Source organism: Nitrosomonas communis, assembly GCF_900114745.1.
GTDB classification, from domain to species: domain Bacteria; phylum Pseudomonadota; class Gammaproteobacteria; order Burkholderiales; family Nitrosomonadaceae; genus Nitrosomonas; species Nitrosomonas communis_A.
In genome coordinates, this window is the sequence record NZ_FOUB01000047.1 from 1 (window position 1) to 20,546 (window position 20,546).

The 20,546-nt window shown below is 43.9% G+C and carries 20 protein-coding genes, 1 tRNA gene and 1 pseudogene; 15 read left to right on the forward strand and 7 right to left on the reverse strand.

The annotated features are described in order from the left end of the window. Positions 1–313, reverse strand: a 313-nt coding sequence (locus BM122_RS14755; RefSeq protein ID WP_218152097.1) for a spherulation-specific family 4 protein, incomplete at its 3' end; no start/stop codon positions are given. Between the two features lie 343 nt (positions 314–656). On the opposite strand from BM122_RS14755, the gene BM122_RS14760 reads away from it, so the two are divergent. The 5 genes and pseudogenes from BM122_RS14760 to BM122_RS26585 form a co-directional block, all read left to right on the forward strand. Beyond that, positions 657–1,634 carry a chromate resistance protein ChrB domain-containing protein gene (locus BM122_RS14760; RefSeq protein WP_074906357.1) on the forward strand — a complete coding sequence of 326 codons (978 nt, stop codon included), beginning with the start codon at positions 657–659 and terminating at the stop codon, positions 1,632–1,634. 14 nt (positions 1,635–1,648) lie between these two features. After that, positions 1,649–2,827 (forward strand): chromate transporter, encoded by a 1,179-nt coding sequence (locus tag BM122_RS14765; RefSeq protein ID WP_074906358.1) that lies wholly within the window; start codon positions 1,649–1,651, stop codon positions 2,825–2,827. Between the two features lie 329 nt (positions 2,828–3,156). Then, positions 3,157–4,068, forward strand: a complete 912-nt coding sequence (locus BM122_RS14770; RefSeq protein ID WP_074906359.1) for a DUF1259 domain-containing protein — start codon at positions 3,157–3,159, stop codon at positions 4,066–4,068. Positions 4,069–4,359: 291 nt separating this feature from the next. Next, a complete protein-coding gene (locus BM122_RS14775; protein ID WP_177198151.1) occupies positions 4,360–5,097 on the forward strand; it encodes a sulfite exporter TauE/SafE family protein in 738 nt (245 codons plus the stop codon). Between the two features lie 546 nt (positions 5,098–5,643). Beyond that, positions 5,644–5,777 (forward strand): annotated as a pseudogene (locus BM122_RS26585) (IS982 family transposase); the annotation flags it as partial. Positions 5,778–5,799: 22 nt separating this feature from the next. Here BM122_RS26585 and BM122_RS14780 read toward each other — a convergent pair. Then, the gene (locus BM122_RS14780) at positions 5,800–6,195 is read right to left on the reverse strand and encodes a diacylglycerol kinase family protein (RefSeq protein WP_083398514.1); all 396 of its coding nucleotides are present in this window, start codon (positions 6,193–6,195) and stop codon (positions 5,800–5,802) included. Positions 6,196–6,588: 393 nt separating this feature from the next. Between BM122_RS14780 and BM122_RS14785 the strand changes: the two genes are divergently transcribed. Then, complete coding sequence (locus tag BM122_RS14785) at positions 6,589–8,640, forward strand: TonB-dependent receptor family protein (protein ID WP_074906362.1); 2,052 nt, start codon at positions 6,589–6,591, stop codon at positions 8,638–8,640. Between the two features lie 40 nt (positions 8,641–8,680). Beyond that, positions 8,681–9,811, forward strand: coding sequence for a PQQ-dependent sugar dehydrogenase (locus tag BM122_RS14790; protein WP_256212089.1), 1,131 nt, complete (start codon positions 8,681–8,683; stop codon positions 9,809–9,811). Between the two features lie 223 nt (positions 9,812–10,034). On the opposite strand, the gene BM122_RS14795 is transcribed toward BM122_RS14790, so the two are convergent. The 3 genes from BM122_RS14795 to ispB form a co-directional block, all read right to left on the reverse strand. Then, positions 10,035–10,295: an acyl carrier protein gene (locus tag BM122_RS14795; protein WP_074906364.1), complete on the reverse strand. Its 261-nt coding sequence runs from the start codon at positions 10,293–10,295 to the stop codon at positions 10,035–10,037. A 314-nt stretch (positions 10,296–10,609) separates the two neighbouring features. After that, positions 10,610–10,686: transfer RNA gene (locus tag BM122_RS14800), tRNA-Pro, on the reverse strand. Between the two features lie 210 nt (positions 10,687–10,896). After that, the gene (gene ispB, locus BM122_RS14805; protein WP_074906366.1) at positions 10,897–11,865 is read right to left on the reverse strand and encodes an octaprenyl diphosphate synthase; all 969 of its coding nucleotides are present in this window, start codon (positions 11,863–11,865) and stop codon (positions 10,897–10,899) included. Between the two features lie 146 nt (positions 11,866–12,011). Here ispB and rplU point away from each other — a divergent pair, with 146 nt between their 5' ends. The 7 genes from rplU (at position 12,012) to BM122_RS14840 (ending at position 17,724) form a co-directional block, all read left to right on the forward strand. Next, a complete protein-coding gene (gene rplU / locus BM122_RS14810) occupies positions 12,012–12,323 on the forward strand; it encodes a 50S ribosomal protein L21 (protein WP_074906367.1) in 312 nt (103 codons plus the stop codon). Positions 12,324–12,343: 20 nt separating this feature from the next. Further along, entirely contained in the window at positions 12,344–12,601 is a 258-nt protein-coding gene (rpmA, locus tag BM122_RS14815; RefSeq protein ID WP_074906368.1) for a 50S ribosomal protein L27, read from the forward strand. A gap of 123 nt (positions 12,602–12,724) precedes the next feature. Beyond that, positions 12,725–13,753 (forward strand): Obg family GTPase CgtA, encoded by a 1,029-nt coding sequence (gene cgtA / locus BM122_RS14820; protein WP_074906370.1) that lies wholly within the window; start codon positions 12,725–12,727, stop codon positions 13,751–13,753. Next, on the forward strand, positions 13,753–14,874 hold the full coding sequence (gene proB, locus BM122_RS14825; RefSeq protein WP_074906372.1) for a glutamate 5-kinase: 1,122 nt from the start codon (positions 13,753–13,755) through the stop codon (positions 14,872–14,874). The genes cgtA and proB overlap by 1 nt, the downstream gene beginning before the upstream one ends. A 52-nt stretch (positions 14,875–14,926) precedes the next feature. Beyond that, positions 14,927–15,532 carry an NUDIX domain-containing protein gene (locus BM122_RS14830; RefSeq protein WP_074906373.1) on the forward strand — a complete coding sequence of 202 codons (606 nt, stop codon included), beginning with the start codon at positions 14,927–14,929 and terminating at the stop codon, positions 15,530–15,532. A gap of 46 nt (positions 15,533–15,578) precedes the next feature. Next, complete coding sequence (locus tag BM122_RS14835) at positions 15,579–16,940, forward strand: NfeD family protein (protein ID WP_256212090.1); 1,362 nt, start codon at positions 15,579–15,581, stop codon at positions 16,938–16,940. Between the two features lies 1 nt (position 16,941). Next, a complete protein-coding gene (locus BM122_RS14840) occupies positions 16,942–17,724 on the forward strand; it encodes a slipin family protein (protein WP_074906376.1) in 783 nt (260 codons plus the stop codon). A 15-nt stretch (positions 17,725–17,739) separates the two neighbouring features. Here BM122_RS14840 and BM122_RS14845 read toward each other — a convergent pair whose 3' ends face one another. Further along, positions 17,740–18,255, reverse strand: a complete 516-nt coding sequence (locus BM122_RS14845) for a CNP1-like family protein (protein ID WP_074906388.1) — start codon at positions 18,253–18,255, stop codon at positions 17,740–17,742. A 257-nt stretch (positions 18,256–18,512) separates the two neighbouring features. Continuing rightward, positions 18,513–18,674, reverse strand: a complete 162-nt coding sequence (locus BM122_RS23435) for a hypothetical protein (RefSeq protein WP_177198152.1) — start codon at positions 18,672–18,674, stop codon at positions 18,513–18,515. A gap of 565 nt (positions 18,675–19,239) precedes the next feature. On the opposite strand from BM122_RS23435, the gene BM122_RS14855 reads away from it, so the two are divergent. Next, positions 19,240–20,490 (forward strand): HAD-IC family P-type ATPase, encoded by a 1,251-nt coding sequence (locus tag BM122_RS14855; RefSeq protein ID WP_083398516.1) that lies wholly within the window; start codon positions 19,240–19,242, stop codon positions 20,488–20,490. Positions 20,491–20,546: the final 56 nt, after the last annotated feature.

The window sequence follows — 20,546 nt, forward strand, 5'->3', positions numbered from 1 at the left end:
CTTGGAGAATATTGTCCATCGGGCGCTCTCCATAATTGGATTTTACGTAAGCGATTACCTTTCCTCCAGCTTCACGAACCCGATCAATTGCGTTAACAAAATTAGGGTCAGCGCTTATTCCAGGCCCGTTATCGGGGTTAAAAATTACAGTAGTAGGCACTGTCTGAGCTGCCTCAACCAAATGGCTCCAGAAAATTGGTTGATCAGATGGATGGAAGTATGCTGGAACAAGAAGACGGGCAGCGTGGACGATCGTACCGAACGTTACTGACAAATAAACTACAAAAAGCAAAATAAAGTGTTTTATGCTCATGCCGAATATATCCTTCGAAAAAGCGCGAAATAAACCGAGTTTCTACACTGATCTTGAGAGTATAAAAAGAACACTCTCTTGGGAGAAAAAAAGAAGATATTGGAAAAAATGAATATATCGATTTAGTTCAGACGAGCATTTTCTTTTTCTTATTGCGTTGATGCTAAAGACTAACAAATGGTTAGCAATAATGCAAATTCATACAAAATTTTATTTGTTAACTGAAGAATCAAATGCCAGTACCAAATAAAACGTAAAACAGTACCAAATTGAGCGAAGATTTACATATATCAGTAAATTATTCTACAATATCTGTAATAGTAATAACATTATTATATTATTCGTGAATTCTGCAACGAATCAATGGCTTCTTTTGATTATAAGTCTGCCTACAGACAGCGCAACGGTACGCATGCGTATCTGGCGTGCCTTGAGAAACCTCGGTTGCGGCTCATTGCGCGATGGTGTTTATCTGCTCCCCTATAGTTCAATGCAACAACAGGCTTTGAGGGCCTTAGCCGCTGACACTGTGCGTGAAGGCGGTAGCGCTTGGTTGCTGATCGTACACGCACAGTCCGAAGATGAGAACGATGCCTACCGTGCACTATTCGACCGTACTGGCAACTATCTTGAACTGTTTAAAGCGTTTGCAACAGCGCGCAAAACCCTTACCAAATTAGCACCGCAGGAAATTACCAAATTACTGCGCAAGCTGCGCCGTGAATATGAAGCGGTTCGAGAGATCGATTACTTCCCTAACGATATCAGCACCCAGGCAGAAGCAACTTGGATGGATTTTGTGAATGTGGCAGACAAGCTATTGTCACCGGATGAGCCGCATGCCATAAACGCAGCGATAGCGCGCCTGGAATTGAGTGATTACAAAGGCCGTACCTGGGCGACGCGCCGCCATCTTTGGGTAGACCGTGTTGCCAGTGCCTGGCTCATCCGTCGTTTTATTGATCGAGAAGCACATTTCCTGTGGCTGGAGTCGCCCGATCATTGCCCGGCTGATGCCCTCGGCTTCGATTTCGATGGGGCTACATTTACGCACATTGGTGATCGCGTGACCTTTGAAGTATTACTTGCTAGTTTTGGATTAGAACAGGATCGCGGTTTGTTGCAGTTAGGGGCAATGATCCGTGCGCTGGATACCGGCGATGGCTTCGTGCCTGAAGCCAATGGTTTTGAAGCCATACTAGCTGGTGCGCGGCAGCGCACCGAGGACGACAACCATTTATTGAATGAGATGAGTGTGGTTCTCGATTTGCTGTATGCGCATTTTTCAAATAATTTACAGAATTCAGAAAGACAAAAATAAGGGAAAAGATGACGATGGATATTCAGTCAGTTACTTCAACGCCCAGCTATACATTATGGCAACTTATTCTCTACATGCTACGACTCGGCACTTTGGGATTCGGCGGGCCAGTGGCTTTAGTAGGATATATGCATCGTGATCTGGTAGAAGATCGCAAGTGGATTTCTGAAGCCGACTACAAGGAAGGGCTGGCGCTCGCACAGCTTGCACCTGGGCCGCTTGCAGCACAACTTGGCATTTACCTGGGATATGTGCATTACCGTATCCTTGGCGCCACGCTGGTCGGTATAGCATTTGTTATCCCCTCGTTCTTTATGGTACTCGCGCTTGGCTGGGCTTATGTGCGCTTTGGGGGCCTAGCCTGGATGCAGGCCGTGTTTTATGGCGTAGGGGCAGCAGTCATTGGCATCATCGCCATCAGCGCAAAAAATTTAACTATCAAGAATGTTGGCAAAGATAAATTGCTCTGGGCGATTTACCTGTTATTGGCTACCCTCACCGTCATCACTGAATCGGAAATTGCATTGCTTTTCATAATTTCCGGCATTTTTGTATGGTTCTGGCGTGCACCACCGAAATGGTTTCATAAAGGTAATCTCCATGTTGCCGCTTTCACTCAACTACCTCTAGTCAGCGGGCTATTTGCTAGTGCAGATGCTTCTTTGCTAACACAAATTGCTTTGTTCTTTGCAAAAGCCGGCGCTTTTGTATTTGGCTCAGGTTTGGCAATCGTGCCCTTCCTGTATGGGGGTGTCGTCACAGAATACCAATGGCTCAACGAAAAGCAGTTTGTTGATGCAGTCGCTGTGGCAATGATTACCCCTGGGCCGGTAGTCATTACTGTCGGCTTTATTGGCTACTTGGTTGCGGGCTTGCCCGGTGCATGTATTGCTGCACTGGCCATTTTTTTACCGTGTTATTTGCTGACCATTATTCCGGCGCCTTACTTCAAAAAATATGGCAAGGTACCAGGTGTTCTTGCATTTGTAGATGGCATTACCGCTGCCACGATCGGCGCCATTGCGGGTGCAGTGATCGTGCTGGCACAGCGCTCCTTGATTGACATTCCAACCGTTCTGATCGCTGTAATAACGGCTGTTCTGCTGTGGAAACTCAAGAAGCTGCCAGAACCTGTCATTATTGCCGGCGCGGCGATCGCCGGCCTGATTGTTTATCCTATGATGCATCCTTAAAAAGTAATATCTGATGACCTATCAAATGAAACCACTGGCCTTCCATCCAGGTAAGGGCCTTCGATTCAGGTAAGCTAACCGCGGTTTGATCGTTAGTCATGTATGCCGCCCTCTAAGCATGGTGTGAGCATTGCCAGGCAGCAACACACATCGGATCATTTTTAATGAACCCAGCTTTTCTATCTGGCATTTAATTTTTTTGATTTTTAGAATATTCCCTGTAAGAGAACTAGATTAATTAGCAAATTCAATTGAATCCTCAGTTCCCAAAACGAAATCTGGGATGAAGTGATTTTCCTTCGTACTTATTACATTAGGAGGTACACGAAATGTCACGCACTCTCTTTTTATCGCCAACCCTGCTGTTAACGCTGATTTTTAGCTGGGGAAATGCACCTGCTGCTGATCCAAAAAACGAATTAGATACGGCCAAGATTGAACAAATAACAGGTCTGAAAGGCAAATTTTCTCAAGAAGAAAATGTCTTCAAAATCGGAAAGCCGCGTACAGATGTCAAAATCCAGGTCGATAAATTGAAGATGCCCCCCTTTATGGGGTTGGCATCCTGGGCCGCGTTTACACCTGCCCAGAACGGGGAAGTCATCATGACGGGAGACACCGTGCTGTTCGAGGATGAAGTAAATCCCGCCATGAGTGCCGCACTCGATTCTGGTCTGGAGGTCACGGCTTTGCATAACCATTTTCTCTTCGACCAACCCAAGGTCTATTTTATGCACATCGGCGGCAAAGGCACGGAGTCACAACTCGCTACTGGCGTCAAGAAAATGTATGACAAGATCAGTGAAATCCGTGCTGCTAAACCAAACCCTGTGACAGAATTTCCTGGAATGATTCCCCACGAAAGTAAAATTACTGCCGCGCCCTTGGAGAAAATTTTTGACATGAAGGGGGAGAGTAATAACGGCATGTTTAAAGTGACTATAGGTCGTGAGGCAACTATGCATGGGGTAAGGGTTGGCAAGGAAATGGGTATTAACACCTGGGCGGCATTTGCTGGCTCTGATGCGCAAGCTGTGGTGGATGGTGATTTCGTTCTGCTAGCAGACGAGCTGCAATCTGTTCTAAAAACCATGCAAGCGGGCGGTATTAACATTGTTGCAATTCATCAGCATATGACTCAAGATAAGCCGCATTACTTGTTTATCCATTATTGGGGCAAGGGCAGCGCACAAGATTTAGCAAAAACAGTTAAATCCGCCTTGAACGAAATATCGAAATAGTGTTAGATCAATTGATATCCGCCAATCGACTCCATGTAAGCGCACATGTGGAATTTGCTAGAGTTTATCCTGTTGCAAACGTCTAAGGAACGGAGGCCAATACAGATTATAACTAGATCATTCGCTTGCTCATAGCGGGCGATCGAGCACGGCTTTTGAGCCTTTGCAACAATATGTTGTAATGGGAAAAGCATCAAAAAATGTATACACGTATACTCATGTGATAAGAATCGGTTTCTATTCAGCATATTTTCAGAAAAATAAATACCATTGAACGAAGCATTTCTGATTTTGATCGCAAGTCCATCGCAGCTTATATTGGCTTGTCTTGTCGCATTCAGTGCTTCGGTCTTGGGAGGATTGTCTGGCTATGGTACTAGTTTGGTTCTACCGGTGTTCTTAGTTCCACTTGTCGGTGTAACCAATGTTATTCCCGTAATGACTGTAGCCATGCTTCTGAACAACAGCAGTCGAGTCATCGCATTCTGGCAGGATATTCAATGGCTTCATGTGCGACATATACTCATTTTTGGTCTACCCACGTGTATCGCTGGTGCGTACAGCTACACGCTGCTCAGTGCTGACTGGATTGCTCTACTCCTCGGCACATTCTTGCTAGCAAGTGTTCCATTACGCAGAATTTTACATAAAGCGCAATTCAGATTTTCGACTATTACTGAACTCGGTGCAGGTGCTGTATTGGGGTTCATCAATGGTGGCATGTCGGGCACGGGTGTTATTCTCATTTCTATACTTATGTCTGTTGGGGTGGCGGGAAGTGCTCTCGTTGCTACCGATGCGATTATCGCTGTCACAATGGGAGCGGTGAAAATTATTCTTTTTGGCAATTTCGCTGCACTTAATCTAGAGCTAGCTCTGACGGGTCTTCTCATTGGTCTTTGCACGACACCGGGTGCATTCGTTGCTCGTATATTGCTAGAGCATATTCTGGCAGGCATACACGCTTGGTTTATGGAATTAATAGTAATTGCAGGCGCTATTACGCTTCTTTCCAGAGTTCACTGGTAAATTCTCCAAAAAGATTAGAAGGCTACGTTTATGTAAAGAGATGGATTGCCAACGGTTCGGGAACACATTGACAAAGTGATAGGCGTATCCGATTATGGCAAGATATCTAGATATAATTAAGTATCTCTATTTTTCTTTGTAAAAGAATGCACTTAAGTGAGTGAAATAATAGCAACATCCGTGTGTCTTGATCCGCTATAAAACTCAAAAGAAACTCATGCTTGAAGGATTTGATACACCTCGATAGGATTCTCTATAGGATTCTCTAACCCAAAAATCGCTGGGTAAAGCTGAGTGATTACATTTCATGAGACGAATTAGCTGAGAGTTACCATAACGTGAGTCGGCATAAGAATCATTACACTACACTTGGCTCAAACTCTCTACAAAAGCCGTCAATCGCACAAAAAATCGCTATCATATCCATTGGAATCTGCCTCCTCTCGTGATGACATTCTTTTCCAAAACTGCTTCATCATAGGATTAGTGAACTACAATCGCTTCGTTGAGCTATTGCAAGGTAGCCTGGTACCTTTGTGCTGTTAAATTGAGCATTCTCGCCATCTCAATCCATTTAACTTCTTTGTTAATCTGATCGCTGGATTAGTGGCTTACACTTCCCAGGAAAAAAAACCTCACTTAACATTAGGTTTTCTCAAGTTCTTCCACCCCTAGGGTGATGATTCTTATGTCGAACTCATGTTAATTAAAACATAGCCATAAGTAGGCTTTAAAATAAGGCAGAAATATAATTAAACCTATGATAATGGCACCAATGGCGCTTATCAGCACAGCACCTGCAGCCACATCTTTAGATTTTTGAATGAGTGGATGCGGGGTGGATGAAACAGCATTGCATAAGAATTCGATGGCAGTATTTAAAGCTTCTGAAACAAATACCGCTAGGATAGCTAAAATGACGAGACACCACTCAATAGAATCAATCTGAAAAAACAGTCCGCAACTGATTGCCAGCGTGGTTGCAAGAAGATGAATCCAGGTATTATGCTGGCTCTTTATCAATATAGCTAGGCCTGTAAATGCGTAGCTAAAACTTCTGATTCTGGCTGCAAAGGAGAAGCTAGATATCTTGTTCAAGTTTTTCGTATCACCCAGCTGTTGCGTGACATGGTAGTTTCATCCCCCAAAGAATGATACTTGCGATTTTATTTTTGAATAGATACATGGAAATAAAATTGAAGTGGTAGTCAAAAACTGAACAAAAAAATTTTACTGTTCATTAATAAGATAACCCGATAATAATGTGAGGTAAAAGCAAATAAATATTCTCTTTTGTAAAAATTTCTTTTGCTAAATTCCCAGCTTTTACAGTTAATTTTTCTCATTTCGCACAATCATTGCTTTTTTATTACGAACTTCTTATTCATTTAATGTTCGATGGTGATAAGAGATTTTAATTATTGTGTGTATCAATGTAAGTACTACTGACTAGATATGCTAGCTTGTGGTAAACGCTCGAACGGAAGCTTAGTGATCAATTCCATTTTCATTGGGAGCTTCATCACGCCTATTCTAGCCCAAGCACAACAATCCAAAATACCCGAACCCGCTATCTTTCCGCCCGTTACAGTGACTGCAACGCGCACAGAAAAAAAACCTGAGCAACTACCCGACGCGATTTCCCATATTGAGCGGAGTAAATATACTGATCTTCAGCCTGGCGCCACGTTGGATGAATTCGCCCATGGCACGCCCGGTGTTTTTTTTCAGAATCAATATAATTTTACACAAGATTTACGGATAGCCATCCGTGGCTTTGGTGCGCGCTCACCGTTTGGCGTACGGGGTATCCAGTTACGTGTCGATGATATTCCGCAAACTTTACCCGATGGCCAGACACAGCTCGATGCTATCGATCCGGCCTTAATCGAGCGTATGGAAATTTTGCGAGGCCCATCAGCTTCGTTATATGGTAATGCTTCCGGCGGTATGATCAGCATTACCACACGCTCACCACGCGAAAAGTTTGAAGTGACGCCGCGTCTAATTTTGGGTCAGTTCGGTTATTTGAAATCGGAATTGTACGCAGGGGGACGAATGTCAAATTTCGACTATGGGTTGTTCGGATCATATCTTCAGCAGAAGGGCTGGCGCGATCACAGCAGCATGGAAAATTTATTTTCCCAAGTCAAATTGAATTTCCAATCATCCCCTAATTCCGACTGGATGATTTTACTGCATGAGTTTTATTCCCCGGATTCGAAAGATCCCGGGGCATTAACGCTTGCCGAAGTTAATGCCAATCCGAAACAGGCTGCAGCGAATAATCAGCTATATAACGCCAGTGAAGCTATCCGTCAGGAACAATTCGCCGTGCGTTACCGGAAAAGCCCATCTGCTAACCAGATGCTAACTATTGTTGCTCATGCGTTACACCGCGATTTCCAGAATTTATTACCCTTTAACAATGGCGGGCAGGTCGAATTCGATCGCTGGACTGGTGGATTGACAGCCCAGTTTGCGAGCAATCACACTTTGCTGAAGCGCACTAATCGCTTGCTGGTTGGCGTTGACTATGCCATCCAAAATGATGATCGACGACGCTTCAATAACCTTTTTGGCGTTCAGGGTGCGCTGAATCTGGATCAAATTGAACGCGTACAGAATGTCGGGCCGTTTTTACGTAATGAATGGAGCATCACCGACAAATTGGATTTCGTGGCGGGTGGTCGCTGGGATTGGCTGCAATACCGGGTAAAAGATGCATTTCTTTCGGATAGCGATCAATCGGGCACTAGAACGCTTTCTCAAGCTAGTGGTACAGTGGGGCTTGTGTATCGCTTGCTGGATACCCATCAGATTTATACCAATATCGCCTCCGTATTCGAAGCACCGACCACTACAGAATTGATCAACAACCCGGCAGGGACGGGAGGATTCAATAAAAACCTTGAAGCCCAGACTTCCTTGAGCAAGGAAATCGGATTACGTGGCAATCCTGCTGGCTTTGCGTATGAAGCCACGTTTTTTCATATCCATACCCGTAATGAAATCACTCCATTTGAATTAGCCGAATCTCCAGGCCGCGCTTTTTTTCGTAATGCGGTAAAATCACGTAGACTAGGGGTTGAAACCCGTCTGGCAACGCCAGTATGGCATGGGCTGCAAGGTGAAATCGCCTACACCTATTCGGATTTCCATTTTGAGCACTATATCGTCGATAATTTCGATCTGAAAGGCAATGAGCTTCCTGGATTACCAAAACATAGATGGGAGGGGAGAGTACGTTATACCCATCCCTCTGGAATATTTGGACAACTGCATGTCCATCGGGTAGGAGAATTTTTTGTGAATGACATTAATACCGTTACCAATCCTGCCTATAACCTGGGGCAATTGTTGTTGGGGTGGGAAAAGAAACATCGTTGGCTCGAAGGTTCGGTATTTGTTGGCATCAATAATTTGTTCGATGAGCGCTACAATGCTAATACACGCATCAATGCTGCAGCTGGTCGTTTCTTTGAACCAGGGCCACCCCTCCATGTTTTTGGTGGGCTGCGCATCCGGATGACACCGTTTTAATGTTTTATCCGCTCTGACCATGAATAAGGAAGGAATGAAAATGACTCGTATTATGCTGATCATCAAGTTGTTCGCTTTACTTGCTTTAAGTAGTCTTTATTTTTATTCCCCGGCATATGCTCAATCTTCCAACGTTAGATTCGATGTGCAGGTCGTAGTGAATGGATTAAATCATCCCTGGAGTATGGTGTTCCTGCCTGATGGGCAAATACTTTTAACCGAGCGTATAGGACGGCTTCGTATCGTATCGGCCGATGGCAACTTATCCGAGCCCATCAAGGGTGTGCCCGCCGTGTTTGCCGAGGATCAAGGCGGATTGCTGGGTTTGGCGCTAGATCCCGACTTTTCCAACAACCATCTCATTTATTTTTCCTATGCAGAATTACAAGCCGATAAGGCCGGCACGGTTGTTGCCAGAGCAAAACTGGTCGATATGGCGCTCGAAAATCTACAAGTGATCTTCCGTCAGCAGCCTAAAACAGACGGTAATAAGCATTTTGGATCTCGCCTGGTATTTGCGCCGGATGGCAATCTTTTTGTGACGCTTGGTGAGCGTTTCAAATATATGGACCAAGCTCAGCAACTCAATAATCATCTCGGTAAGCTGGTCAGAATACGTAGTAATGGCTCTGTACCTTCTGACAATCCCTTTGTCAAGGATCAAAAAGCCAAACCGGAAATCTGGTCCTACGGTCATCGGCATATTCAAGGTGCTGCCATTCATCCTGGTACCGGAGAATTATGGATTCATGAACATGGTCCCCGTGGGGGAGATGAAATTAATATTCCCAAACCCGGCAAGAATTATGGCTGGCCACTAGCCAGTTATGGTATTCACTACTGGATGATACCCATCAAAAAGGAGCATGCCGAGCAAGGATTTGAAGAGCCGATTTATTACTGGACACCTTCCATCGCTCCTTCTGGCATGATGTTCTATAAAGGCAATATGTTTCCAGAATGGAAGAGTAATTTATTTATTGGCGCATTGGCTGGCAAGCATCTGGTCAGGTTGGTAGTCAATGAGAAGGATGTGATTAAAGAAGAAAAATTATTGAAAGATAGCGCACGGATTCGCGATGTTGCAGAAGGGCCGGATGGTGCGATTTATCTGTTAACTGATGAGGAAAATGGAAAATTGCTCAGGTTGACGCGAGCAACGGCGCAATAAGTTTTATCCCGGCGCATATAGATAGTTTATGGAAATTTTGAAGGAGTGGAGTGAAATTTCCATGGTCTACTCACCATTAGGGGAGCGGGCATCATTTCATTACAAAAATTTATCAATTATCTTTGCTACTTAACCACAATAGTTAAATGATAGAGATGGTTATAATTAAGATAAGAACGCTTTCCTTGTTCGGTTTTTAGATAAAAAGCAATGGGAGGATTTTCTATCTATTTTGATAAGACAATTTTTGCTCAACAAAGCGAGTTAGGCTGCCAAGTGTTTCAAAGGTTTTAGCGCTTATTTCATCATCATCTATCGAAATATCATAATATTCTTCCAGGGCTGTGATGACATTGACGACTGCCATTGAATCCAGCTCAGGGATATTTCCAAGTAAAATAGTATCTTCTCTAAGTGAATTTTTACGCTCTCTTAGATTGAGGACATCAGCCAAGATATTTTTGACTTCTTCTAGATGTTGCATGATTACTCCAAGGTTGATCCTTTCTCTCAAATAGAAAAAGGGATATTTAGTTATTGTCTTTCGAGATGAAATTTTGGAAAAAATTAAATAAAAATAGATGAATAAAAGTAAGCAGGGAAATAATTATTATTTGTCATTTACCAACATCAAAATGTATCGCTTGCCCAGCTTGCAAGTTTAATTTATTTTCCTGTCTTTATCGATAAAGAAACACAAGCTGTGGTAATGGAATGGACGTAGATGAACTCTCTACTCTATAAGAAAGAGGGTACAAATCTCTTGCCAGCGCTCATGTATTTCGTATATTTAAAGATTGGTCGGGGTGAGAGGATTTGAACCTCCGACGCCTGCGTCCCGAACGCAGTACTCTACCAGGCTGAGCTACACCCCGTGAACATCTTATGAATTTGCATTAGTACATGCATTCGTACGTTGAGTTCTACTTCCATTTCTAAATCAAAACTGATATTGTCGGCTAAACCTTGTTTGTGGCCTTGCCGTATTATTTATACTGTCTGCGGCTCGCCTTCGCGTCATTTTTGATTTAGAAATGGAATACAGACTTATTTGGGTGGCAATAAATGGAGCGAATTAAATTGCGTTAATGATTTCTTGTTACAGCGAAATAAGCTAATTGTAACAAACATTCCTTATAGCTAGAATCAGCCAATTTCGCGATAGCTTCTGTCGCTATTTCAGCTTCCTTTTGCGCGCGTTGTTTGGCATAGTCAAGGGCACCTGTTTCCTGAATAATTCCTAGAACAGTTTGGAATCCGCTTTCTCCACCTGATTTAATGGCTTCACGTATGATGCTGGCTTGTTTGCTTGAACCTGTGCGCATGGCATAAATTAAGGGTAAGGTGGGTTTGCCCTCAGCAAGATCATCCCCAAGATTTTTACCCGTATCCTGGTAATCGCCTGAATAATCCAGCAGATCATCGATCAATTGGAATGCCGTGCCTAGGTGCATTCCATAAATTGCTAAAGCTTCTTCTTCAAATTGAGTGGCATTGGCAAGAATGGCCCCAATACGTGCAGCGGCCTCAAAAAGTTTGGCGGTTTTAAAGCGAATAACACGTAGATAATTTTCTTCTTCTACATCAGGATCTCTACAATTAAGTAATTGTAATACCTCACCTTCCGCTATGATATTAGTGGCATCAGAGAGTACTTTCATAATACGCATATTATTGACTTCCACCATCATTTGGAAGGAGCGCGAATAAAGAAAATCTCCCACTAATACACTGGCTGCATTACCAAATAAAGCATTGGCAGTCGCTTTATTACGCCTTAACTGTGATTCGTCTACTACATCATCATGTAATAGTGTAGCGGTATGAATGAATTCAACTACTGCAGCTAGACTATGGTGATGCTGCCCGGAATAACCAAATATACCTGCAGACAAAATAACCAATGCTGGGCGCAGTCGTTTGCCTCCATTATGAATGATGTATTCACCTACTTGATGAATAAGTGCGACCTGAGAATGAAGCTTTTGTCGTATCACAGCATCAACAGCACTCATGTCTTGAGCAATAAAGCTCCTAATACGTTCGATTGGCACAACAACCCCTTGAAGAAATAGCTATAGTAGAAATGTCACAGCTTAAGTGTCAAGCTAGATGGTATAAATAGATATTAAATATTTGTCACACAAGATGTTCGTACAATTGTATAATTTTAAGATATATGAAAGAGGATGAATAGGATATGTATGCTGTAATAAAAACTGGCGGAAAACAATATCGTGTTGAAGTCGGTAATAAACTAAAAATAGAACAGATTGTAGCGGAAGCTGGCAGTGATTTAGTCATTGATCGAGTTTTGATGGTTTCTGAAGGTGAGAATATATCAATTGGTAAACCATTTCTTGATAGTGCAAAGGTCAGCGCTACTGTTGTAGGGCACGGGCGGCATGATAAAGTACGCATCTTTAAGATGCGCCGCCGCAAGCACTATCAGAGACATCAAGGACATCGACAAAATTATACCGAAATCCAGATAACGGATATTTCAGCGTAAATAAAGAAGTGAGGAATTAAATGGCACATAAAAAAGCGGGTGGTAGTTCGCGCAATGGGCGCGATTCACATTCCAAACGGTTAGGGATAAAACGTTTTGGAGGAGAGCTCATTAAGGCTGGAAACATTATTGTTCGTCAACGTGGCACTCAGTTTCATCCTGGAGAAAATGTTGGCATGGGTAAGGACCATACCTTATATGCAAAAATTGAGGGGAAGGTTATATTTGGTATAAAAAGTGCATTTAATCGCAAAACAGTATCAATTATACCCGTTTAGACTCATCAAATTTAAAAAAGCCCCATTCTGTGTGATGGGGCTTTTTTTATTTGTGATGCCACTTTCTGAACACAACGCTTGCTTATTTTGTACTTTGAACTGATTTCAGGTTGAGACAAGTTTATGAAATTTATTGATGAAGCAAAGATTCAAGTATTTGCAGGTGGTGGGGGCAGTGGTGTAGCCAGTTTCCGTCGCGAAAAATTTATTCCCAAGGGTGGACCAGATGGTGGTGATGGAGGTCGTGGTGGGAGCATTTATGCGATTGCCGATCATAATATTAATACCCTGGTTGAATATCGCTTTACACCGCTATTTCGTGCTAAAAAAGGTGAAAATGGGCGCGGGTCAGACTGTTATGGTAAGAGTGCAGACGATATTATTTTGCGTATGCCAGTAGGAACGGTCATTACTAATATGGTTACTGGCGAAATCATAGCCGACCTGCAGCATCATAACCAAAAAGTGCTGTTGGCCAAAGGTGGAACAGGGGGGTTAGGCAATATTCATTTCAAGTCCAGTACCAATCGTGCGCCACGGCAATTTACCTATGGTGAGCCTGGAGAGGCCTTTGAGCTAAAGTTAGAACTCAAGGTGCTGGCAGATGTTGGCCTCCTGGGAATGCCAAATGCAGGAAAATCCACCCTGATTCGGGCGGTATCTGCAGCGCGCCCCAAAGTAGCGGATTATCCTTTTACTACACTCCATCCCAATCTAGGTGTAGTCCGGGTAGATCAGGACCGAAGCTTTGTCATGGCAGATATTCCTGGCTTGGTAGAAGGCGCTGCAGAAGGGGTGGGGTTGGGTCATCGTTTCCTGAAACACTTGGCAAGAACGCGTTTGTTACTCCATGTTATTGACATTGCACCTTTCGATGAGCAGATAAACCCGGTTCATGAAGCTGAAGCGCTGATCAAAGAACTCAAAAAATATGATGAAACACTTTATCAGAAACCGCGTTGGCTAGTACTTAATAAAATTGATATGCTGCCTGATTCGGAGCGTGATGCGTTGTGTCATAAATTTATCCATGATTATGGGTGGAAAGATAAGTGGTTTGGGGTATCAGCGTTGACAGGTGAAGGTTGTAGTGCATTGATCTATGCCATTATGAATTACCTCGAACAAGAATTAGCGGTGGCTATTGAATGATGAGTCAATCAATACTGAAACAAGCTCGTCGCATCGTTATAAAGGTTGGGAGCAGTCTTGTCACCAATCAGGGTCAGGGGCTTGATCATGATGCGCTAGCCTGCTGGGCTGCTCAGATTTCTTACCTCAAAGATATGGGGAAAGAAATGATATTGGTTTCTTCAGGCGCCATAGCTGAAGGCATGCAGCGGTTGGGCTGGAAAAAACGGCCCACCGCCTTATATGAATTGCAGGCTGCGGCAGCTATTGGGCAAATGGGGTTGGCACAAGCGTATGCAGCTTGTTTTGAGCGCTATCAATTGCTTACGGCTCAGGTATTGCTTACGCATGATGATTTATCCAACCGCAGGCGTTACCTGAATGCCCGCTCGACACTTACTACTTTATTGAAACTCGATATCATACCCATCATCAACGAAAATGATACGGTTGCAATTGATGAGATACGTTTTGGTGACAACGATACCCTGGCTGCTCTGGTGACTAATCTCACTGAAGCCGATGCGCTCGTTATATTGACTGATCAACCCGGATTATTTACCAGTGATCCGCGTAAAAATAAGGATGCCAAATTAATCCGGGAAGCCAATGCGGGGAATCCTGAAATAGCCGCTATGGCGGGGGGAGCCGGCAGTGAAATTGGACGGGGTGGAATGCAAAGTAAAGTTCTTGCAGCCAAGCGTGCAGCGAGAAGTGGCGCGCATACCCTGATTGCTTCAGGGAGAGAGACTAATGTACTTGTTCGTCTGGCGCAAGGTGAGACAATTGGTACGCTTTTGTTAGCTACCATGCCGGTACTCATCGCGCGTAAGCAATGGCTAGCTGACCATTTACAGGTTCGGGGGAGTATAACCCTCGATTCAGGTGCCAGTAAAGCACTTGCCGCGGAAGGAAAAAGCTTGTTACCGATCGGTGTGATAGATGTGAGAGGTGATTTCGAGCGAGGAGAAGCTGTGGCTTGTTTGGATCAAGAAGGGAATGAGATCGCGCGTGGTCTGATCAATTATAGCGCCAGGGAAACTCAAAAAATTATGCGACGACCGAGTCATGAAATTGAGTCTATTCTCGGTTATGTGGATGAATCTGAGCTCATTCATCGAAATAATTTAGTACTGCTGTGAATAGAAATTTAATTCAGGGCGCCTTCAATAATTTTATCGAAGAAGAAGGTATATGACAGAAGCAGGAGTGGAAATTATACGAAAAGAACTGTGCTTTCAGGGTTTCTTCCGTATGGAGCGATATACCTTGCGCCATCGTCTGTTCAGTGGCGGCTGGAGTCAACCTATTACTCGTGAGTTGTTGGAGCGCGGCCATGCTGCCGCGGTTCTTCCCTACGACCCAGCAAGGGATCAAGTTGTTTTGATTGAGCAATTCCGCGTGGGTGCAATGTCAATCTCCAGTGGACCATGGTTGATGGAGATTGTAGCCGGCATCATCGAAGCGAATGAGGCTGCAGAAGAGGTTGTGATAAGGGAAGCAGTAGAAGAAGCTGCTTGCGATGTCCATGAACTGGTTCCTCTTTATGATTATCTGGTCAGTCCGGGCGGAACAACTGAGCGTATCGCCTTATTTTGTGGTAAGGTCGACTCAACGCATATAGGTGGGGTTTATGGCAAAATGGAAGAGGGGGAAGATATCAAAGTCCATGTAATGACGGTAGATGAAGCCTTAGCCTTATTAGCTTCAGGAAAAATTATTGCAGCCAGCGCGATCATAGCATTGCAATGGCTGGCTCTCAATCGGGAATCCCTTCGTAAAATCTGGTCAAGCGGGTAATCATTCAATGCGCTCTGAGAGAAAAGTTGAGCAGGTTTTTTTTCGGTTGAGAATCAATCTCAGTATTATCTTGCTGCTTTTCTCTTACGGGTTGTGTCCGCTACCAGCACATGCTGTTAACACAGCCTTATGGTTGGATATGGAAGGTGCCATTGGTCCGGCCAGTCATGACTATATCAAACGCAGCCTCGCTCATGCAGCAGCACAGAATGCCCACCTTGTCATCATTCAACTTAATACGCCCGGTGGTCTCGATACCTCCATGCGCGAGATCATTCAAGAGATCATTGCCTCTCCAGTTCCTGTTGTCAGTTATGTGGCACCAAGTGGGGCGCGTGCAGCCAGTGCAGGTACCTATATTCTTTATGCAAGCCATATCGCCGCTATGGCACCTGCTACTACCTTGGGAGCCGCTACACCTGTGAAAATAGGTGGCTTTCCCAGCGATCCTGACCCATCTGATAAAAAACCGGAAAATAATCAGCATGAACAGGCCGGTGCAGAAGATGCCATGACGAAAAAAATCATGAATGATGCCGTTGCCTATATTCGTGGACTTGCCCAGATGCGCGGACGGAATGCTGAATGGGCAGAAAAAGCGGTACGTGAGGCTGTTAGCTTAACAGCTAATGAAGCACTGGCCGAAGGTGTGATTGATTTGATCGCGGTTGATATTTCTGATTTGCTAAGTAAGATTGATGGACACACCCTCACCATACAAGGGCAAGAAATAACGTTATCAACTCAAGGAATCAATATCCAGCATCTTGAACAGGATTGGCGCACACGCTTGCTGGCCATCATCACGGATCCCAATATTGCTTATATTTTGCTGCTGATTGGTCTTTATGGATTAATATTAGAGTTTGCCCATCCAGGCACAATTATATCCGGAGTGGTGGGTGCAGTTTGTTTATTACTCGCCTTGTTTGCTTTTCAAGTATTACCTATCAATTATGCCGGACTTGCGCTCATTTTTCTTGGGATCGTATTTATGCTGGCTGAAATGCTTGTACCCAGTTTTGGCGCGCTTGGAATTGGCGGTATGACCGCTTTTGTCATGGGCTCTATCATGCTGCTTGAGACGGATATACCTGGTTATGGTATCTCCATTCTACTGATTGCTACGGTGGCTTTAATAACGATAGGATTTTTTTTCGCAGTGGTGGGTATGGCGATGAAAGCCAGAAAACGCCCTATCGTGAGCGGCAGGGAAGAATTGATAGAGGATATCGGGGAAGTGGTCGATGATTTCGATCATGAAGGGTGGATCAGGGTGCATGGGGAATTGTGGCGAGCAAAGACCAGTACCCCATTACGTCATGGACAGAAAGTTAATGTAATTTCAATAAAAGGTTTGACGCTGGAAGTGGAACCCTATCATCAGCATAATTCAAGGGAGGATTAGCATGGATATAGATATGGTGGCATCAACAGGTATATTGATCCTGGCATTTGTCGTTTTCTTTCTGGCTAGTGTTTTCAAGGTTCTGCGTGAATATGAACGAGGTGTCGTGTTTCTATTGGGGCGATTCTGGAAAGTTAAAGGACCAGGCTTGATCATTGTTATTCCGGTCATTCAGACGATGGTGCGAGTTGATTTACGTACTGTTGTCATGGATGTACCTACCCAGGACGTCATCTCGCGCGACAATGTCTCGGTAAAAGTGAATGCAGTGTTATATTTTCGAGTAGTTGATCCACAAAGAGCGATCATTCAGGTGGAGGATTACAATACTGCCACCAGTCAGTTAGCCCAGACTACTTTACGTTCTGTGCTGGGTCAGCATGAATTGGATGAGATGCTGTCAAGTCGAGAAAAACTCAACAATGATATCCAGAAAATTCTGGACGAACAAACCGTGGCCTGGGGCATTAAGGTTGCCAATGTTGAATTAAAGCACGTTGATCTCGATGAAAGCATGATTCGGGCAATTGCCAGGCAAGCAGAAGCAGAACGTGAGCGACGCGCAAAAATCATCCATGCTGAAGGTGAATTACAAGCATCACAACGTCTATTGGAAGCTTCACAGGTTCTTGCGCAACAACCTGAGGCACTACTGCTGCGTTATCTGCAAACACTTACCGAAATTGCTGGTGAGAAGAGTTCCACGATCGTCTTTCCATTACCTATGGAGATGATGGCAACTCTTCGGAAAGTAGTGGAAAAGCAGAGGGAGAAAAGCCAGTAAGATTCATGCTGGCTTTTATCGGAGCGCGTTTGGATGAGCGCCTGCTTTTAGCGCTCGAATAGCTTCCTCTGGCGATCCAACAATAAGGCCTCGTGGACAGAAGTAATATTTGGCAAGTTCACGTTGAGCATAATCTTGCGAAATATTTTCGAGTATTTCCCACTCGGAAACACGCGGTTGTACCCAGGTTCTGTCATTGCGGCCCAGAGCATAACGCTTCTTTTCTCTTGTTTCACAGCGTATTCCTTCAAAAGTGGCATTTTCTGCACCTTGAGCTGATTTAATTACCAGGCTGTATCGAATGACCCCCTCTTTTTCTACAGTGATAGAGGGGGCATCTACAAAGTAGCGGTGAGTACTGGTAGGACCCACATTGAATTCCAGTAGATTGTCAGCTTGGGGGTAGGGGGGTAATTGAGTTTGCAGCTCAGCCCAGTCTTTTCCGCGATCAAATGTATCTACAAATTTCTCTTTAGTGATACATGCTGTTAAGAGCAAGATATAGAGTATAGGAAGAAGAATATTTTTCATTGAGCTATTTTGATTAGATCCTTGAGTGAAGAGCATCTCTAAAAATTCCTATTTCGTCACAATCCTTCTTTGATGCTCGCAAAAAATGTTTCTTTGCATATAGCTGATTCCAATTCCCAATAAAAAAGTAAATAATTTTTTAAATAAAATTATTTCTTTACAATATATTACGTAATTTTATAATTTATTTTTCTATTGCGAATTAGAATGATATGCAAGGAAACATTTTTTGTTCTCGTTAATTGCATCAACTTTAGTTAAAACAATCGCCCAAGCGTCAATCGTAAACCAAAAGATATCCATCGACCACCTGAGAGCAAAGAAAATTGATGATCTAAAGCAGCATCAACCTGAACTCTATTAGGGATGATGGAAAAACTTCCGCCGTTGCCAAAAAGATAACCTTGATTGTCACCCAAAACTTCTGCAATAGCCAGCAATATAAAGGATACAAGAAATTCCCCTCTATTCCCCATGTCATCTTGTTCTTATTCCATTTCTAAATCAAAACTGACGCGAAGGCGAGCTGCAGACAGTATAAATAATACGGCAAGGTGAAGCCGACAAAGTCAGTTTTGATTTAGAAATGGAATTATGTGTTGTTATGTGTTGAACGGTCACGTAGCCAAGCAAGGTTAGTATGAAGAATAATTTTGTCATGAATGAAAGAAGCTGAGAATGGAATACAGGCGTAAATATTGCCAAGCAGGTTAGGTCCTTGGATTGGGATTGCCAGCTGGTTATGCCCACAATTCTACACTTTGTGGATAAATACGCGTCCAGCTTTCAAGTTGACAGCTTCTTGCATGGGTTATTCGAGCGTCATTAGTAACAAACGGATGTGTAACCCCCTATATTACATACTGTAAATGAAGTACTATGAATATTACTCAAGTTACCAGTTAACAATGAGGTGATATGATGGCAGCAGCTTCCGACAATCAAGCATGATGGCTCAAACCTCTCGCAGAACATCAGAGAGAATTGAACGCTGATTCTAACGGATTATCTAATGCTGAAGCTCTCTCCCGGCTGATTAAATATGGCCCTAATATCTTCCGCGATCACCATGAGCTGCCCTTATTAATACAGTTTCTTTCCCGTTTTAAAAATCCGCTGACCATTCTCCTTCTCGTAGCCAGTGCAATCTCAGCATTTACCGGTGAAATGACCGACTTTGTCATTATCATGGTGATGGTGATATCCAGCGTAACACTTGATTTCGTTCAAGAGCATCGTGCTAGCAAAGCAGCGGAAAGCTTGCGCCGTTCCGTATCGGTATGTGCCATAGTGATACGTGACAACAAGACATTGGAAGTGCCACTGGTTAACGTCGCTCCTGGCGACATTGTTTTGCTCTCTGCGGGAGATATCATTCCAGCAGATGGTTTTGTGTTGGAGGCGGATGATTTTTTCGTCAAGCAAGCACTACTGACAGGTGAATCCTATCCAGTAGAAAAAAAACCAGGTCCGCTTGCATCCGATAGCATCGATCTACAAAGTGCTACTAACGCTGTATTTATGGGTACTCCTGTAGTGAGTGGCAGTGCCAAAATACTGGCGGTCAAAACAGGTGCCAGTACTGCGATCGGGGCCATCGCTGATAGTATTACTCGTCACCCCCCACCCACATCTTTCGAGATTAGTACCCACCGGTTTGGCCTACTTATCTTGCGTCTGACTATTCTGCTGGTTCTGTTTGTCTTGCTAGTGAATGCGCTCATGCATAAGCCGCTGCTGGAATCCTTTCTATTTGCAGTGGCGCTTGCTGTGGGGCTGACTCCGGAATTATTGCCCATGGTCGTGTCGGTAACTTTGGCACGGGGGGCTGTTTCCATGGCAAGGAAACAAGTCATCGTCAAGCGTCTTGCTTCCATTCAGAATCTGGGATCAATGGATATTCTTTGTACGGATAAGACGGGCACGCTGACTGAAGCAAGAATCACACTCCAGCAGCATGTCGACCCGCAAGGTAATGGCAGCGAACGGGTCCTGGAACTCGCCTATCTCAACAGTTTCTTTGAAACAGGCCTAAAAAGCCCCCTTGATGAGGCAATTCTTGATCACAAAAATATCGTTGTGGACGTCTGGAAGAAAATCGATGAAATCCCATTCGATTTTGAAAGACGACGTGTTTCAGTCCTGGTGGAGAACGGTGAAAGCCAGTGGTTGGTGGTCAAGGGCGCGCCTGAAGAAATCATTGGTCTTTGTACTTGCTATAGCGTAACCAGTTAAGAATGATTCAGAATATATAGAATTTGAAGAGCATCTCAACGGTTTGGGTTTGTTGT

Bases quoted from the DNA above. Each gene is read 5' to 3' on its own strand.
- BM122_RS14765 (WP_074906358.1), top strand. From the start codon at position 1,649: ATGGATATTCAGTCAGTTACTTCAACGCCCAGCTATACATTATGGCAA.
- BM122_RS14770 (WP_074906359.1), top strand. From the start codon at position 3,157: ATGTCACGCACTCTCTTTTTATCGCCAACCCTGCTGTTAACGCTGATT.
- BM122_RS14790 (WP_256212089.1), top strand. From the start codon at position 8,681: ATGACTCGTATTATGCTGATCATCAAGTTGTTCGCTTTACTTGCTTTA.
- BM122_RS14795 (WP_074906364.1), bottom strand. From the start codon at position 10,295: ATGCAACATCTAGAAGAAGTCAAAAATATCTTGGCTGATGTCCTCAAT.
- rplU (WP_074906367.1), top strand. From the start codon at position 12,012: ATGTATGCTGTAATAAAAACTGGCGGAAAACAATATCGTGTTGAAGTC.
- rpmA (WP_074906368.1), top strand. From the start codon at position 12,344: ATGGCACATAAAAAAGCGGGTGGTAGTTCGCGCAATGGGCGCGATTCA.
- cgtA (WP_074906370.1), top strand. From the start codon at position 12,725: ATGAAATTTATTGATGAAGCAAAGATTCAAGTATTTGCAGGTGGTGGG.
- proB (WP_074906372.1), top strand. From the start codon at position 13,753: ATGAGTCAATCAATACTGAAACAAGCTCGTCGCATCGTTATAAAGGTT.
- BM122_RS14830 (WP_074906373.1), top strand. From the start codon at position 14,927: ATGACAGAAGCAGGAGTGGAAATTATACGAAAAGAACTGTGCTTTCAG.
- BM122_RS14840 (WP_074906376.1), top strand. From the start codon at position 16,942: ATGGATATAGATATGGTGGCATCAACAGGTATATTGATCCTGGCATTT.
- BM122_RS14845 (WP_074906388.1), bottom strand. From the start codon at position 18,255: ATGAAAAATATTCTTCTTCCTATACTCTATATCTTGCTCTTAACAGCA.